This window comes from Treponema sp. UBA3813, from assembly GCA_002368605.1.
Lineage (GTDB): Bacteria > Spirochaetota > Spirochaetia > Treponematales > Treponemataceae > Treponema_D.
Genome location: DFEB01000001.1, coordinates 1 through 3,306, shown reverse-complemented (window position 1 = coordinate 3,306; position 3,306 = coordinate 1). Strand labels below are relative to the sequence as shown.

At 42.1% G+C, this 3,306-nt stretch carries 2 protein-coding genes; both read right to left on the bottom strand.

All coding sequences use genetic code 11. From position 1 onward, the window contains the following. Positions 1-65: 65 nt before the first annotated feature. Positions 66-1,034 (bottom strand): UDP-glucose 4-epimerase GalE, encoded by a 969-nt coding sequence (gene galE, locus B2089_RS00010; RefSeq protein WP_296323865.1) that lies wholly within the window; start codon positions 1,032-1,034, stop codon positions 66-68. Between the two features lie 25 nt (positions 1,035-1,059). Beyond that, on the bottom strand, positions 1,060-2,973 hold the full coding sequence (locus B2089_RS00005; RefSeq protein WP_296323867.1) for an EAL domain-containing protein: 1,914 nt from the start codon (positions 2,971-2,973) through the stop codon (positions 1,060-1,062). Positions 2,974-3,306 lie beyond the last annotated feature (333 nt).

Here is a 3,306-nt window from a genome sequence, read left to right as displayed (position 1 = left end):
AACTTCTAGGACAGCCCCTTTTTTAAAGGATTTTGCCTAGCAAAATCGTATCCGTGTGGCACTATTTAATTACTTTTAGTGTATGCCTTCCATGTAGTGCTTACCAGGGTTTCTACATCGCTGTATTTTGGCTCCCAGCCTAAAAGTTCCTTTGCCTTGTCGTATTTTGCGTAGAGGCTTGCAGGATCTCCCGGTCGGCGGGGAGCTTCTGCGGCCGGGATGGGCTTTCCTGTGATTCTTCTGGCGGCATCGATGATTTCTTTTACGGTCGTTCCCTTTTCGGTTCCCAAGTTGAGCTTGAGGGATTTGCCATTTTTGGCGATGTAATCCAGTGCCATGACATGAGCGCGGGCAAGGTCTGTGACATGAATGTAGTCGCGGATACAAGTGCCGTCGCGGGTGTCGTAGTCAGTTCCGAAAATTTTAAGCTGTCGCTGCCCCAAAGCTGCTTCCATAACACGAGGCAAAAGATTCTCTGGCTTCTGCTCCAATCCACAGACAATGCCTTCCGGGTCATAGCCTGCCGCGTTGAAGTAACGGAGGGCTGCGAATTTGAGACCGCGGAGCTGGTCGTACCAGTCCATGAAGCGCTCGATTTCAAGTTTTGTGAATCCGTAGTAGTTGATTGGGTTCTGGGGATGATTTTCGTCAATAGGAAGATACTGTGGCTCACCGAAAGTCGCCGCACTTGAAGAGAAAATCATGATTTTGCAATTATGTTTGACGGCCGCATTCATGATGTTGAGGGTGCCGGTTATGTTGTTGATTGAGTATTTTTCCGGCTCCACCATTGATTCGCCGGCAGCCTTGAAAGCCGCAAGGTGAACGAAAGCGTCAAAGCCCCGGGCAAAAGCCAGATCCAAATCCCGCTCAATCAAAATGTTTCCGTAAATAAAATCATTTTCCTTAAAAAGATTTTCCCGCAAACCACTGGAAAGATTGTCGAAAACTGTGACTTTGTGGCCATTCGCCATTAATTCCTTAACAACATGAGATCCGATATAGCCCGCGCCACCAATAACCAAAACATTCATATTGAATCCTACCTTAGAGATTATTTTACTGAATCCCGTATTTTTTCGCAAATTCTTCGGCGGGAAGCGGTTTTGAAAAATAATAACCCTGAAGGAAATCACAGCCGATATTTTTCATGGACTCAACCATTTCCAGTGTTTCTACTCCCTCTGCCGTAACCGTGAAATTCATCTGCTTGAAGGTCTGAACCATCGTGGGAAGAATCTTATCAGGAGCATTGAAATAATCCCGCACTATTTCCATGTCCAGCTTGACATTTATAAAAGGACATCGTTTAAGCCTGCTTACATTGGAATAGCCGCTTCCGTAATCGTCAAGGACAAACTGGAAGCCAGAAGACCGCATACTTTGAATCTGTTTTTGAAGGAGTGCATAGTCAATCATGGACTCTTCAGTAATTTCAAGGTGAATTTTTTCGGCAGGAACCTTGTATTTTTCAAGGATTTGAGAAAATCGTTTGTTCAAATCAGGGCGGAGGAACTGAATCGGCGAAAGATTCACATTAATCCATGAAATCCCCATTTTGGCTATGTCGTGGTTATGGATAAATTCACAGGCTTTCTCAAACATCTGCTCGCCCATGCTGTTTATGCGGCCGTTTTTCTCTGCGATGGGGATAAAAAGACCTGGCGGAATCAAATTTCCCTTTTCGTCACGGATTCTGGCCAAAGCCTCAGCGCCAGCCAGTTTGTAATCTTTGCTGTCCATGAGGGGCTGCAGGAACATCTCCACGGAATTGTTCTCAACGGCATATTCTACGGCTCGCTTTATCCGTGTAGTTTCTTCGATTCCTTTGAGAGTCTCATCTGTGATAAGAATGTTTACGGATTCAAGATTTTCGGCCTCTTTAAAGGCAGCAAACAAGGCAGATGAAATCTTTTTAGAATTAGAAAAATCAATCCCATCGGCAAACTGCACGAATTTTGGCTCAAGATAGAGATCAACATCAGAACCAGCTCTCCAGCCATGAGAAAAACGCATGGAAATTTCTTCGCGAATCTTGTCGGATTCGCGAATCTTGTCGGATTTAGAATTGTCCTGCCCCATCAGCACAAAGCGGCCGTCCCTAAGATAAAAAAGCAGCAAACGAGGATATTTTTTCATTAAGAAGAGAGAAATAAGGGAAATTCCCCTGTCCATTTGGGCGGGGCTGTAAATCTCTCGAAGTTCGTTGTAATTGCGAATCACGAAGGCCAAGACCAGAGGACTTCTTTTGCATTCATATTCTTTGAGGATTGCATGAAGCGCGCTTTTGTTGAAAGCCTTTGTTTTTGAGGAAAGAAAATAAATCGGATTTTCGAAGGTAATGAAAATAATGATAATCGACAGGAGAGCAAAAAAATTCATCACAAGATACTGAGGAAATAAAATTCTGAAAATATAACCGACGGAAAGCACGAGATTAAAACTCAGAAGTGCCACAAAGAGTGGAGAAGCGACTTTTTTTCTGTGAAAGAGGATTTGTAAAAAAGCGAGTGCCAAATAATAGAAAGCGCAGATGTATATTAAATTATAAAAAGAGCCTCTGGTATAGATACAAGTTGCCGAAATCGAAAAAATCGTATCAAAAAAGAAATTTGAGAAAGCAATCAACTCGGAAAAAATGAAAACAAGATGCTTTATCAGGCTCAGCAAAGACTTTCTTTTTGAATGTAAATCAAGGACATCCTCGATAAAAAGAAAGAAACATAAAGAGCGGAGAATGAAGAAAAAGAAAAAAATCGTATTAAATACACGCAAGGCACAGGATGAAAAATAAGAAGCGTTTTCAAGAGCAAGTGATGAGACGACATCAGAAGTGATAGTGATAATATTTACAATAAGGATAAAAAGAAATCTTCTGTTTAATTTTATCGGAAGTCTCGGATGTGCAAAGTAGTAAACTAAAAAAGTAAAGAGAATGATAAAATCAGGGAGAATGAGACTGTAATTCCACATATCAGTACCTCTCGATTTTTATAATATCTTTTAGGTCAAATGCCGAGTTTTGCACTGTTCAGCAAATGCAAAACTCGGCATTTTTCCATTCTATATCTAAAAAGCCGTTGAATGGCGAGTTTTGAACTTGTCGAATATTTCAAAAAACGGCGTGAAGGAGTGAAACGGCTTACGAAAGCACTCAGTTTGTGCTGCCGCGTAAGCGGCAAATGTATATAATTACAAGCACAAACTGCGTGCAGCAGGCGAGCCTGCGGTTTCGCTAAGCCGTTTCCACGACTGGAAGCCGTTTTTTGATACAGCCTGTAAATTTCAAAACTCGACATTTGACTT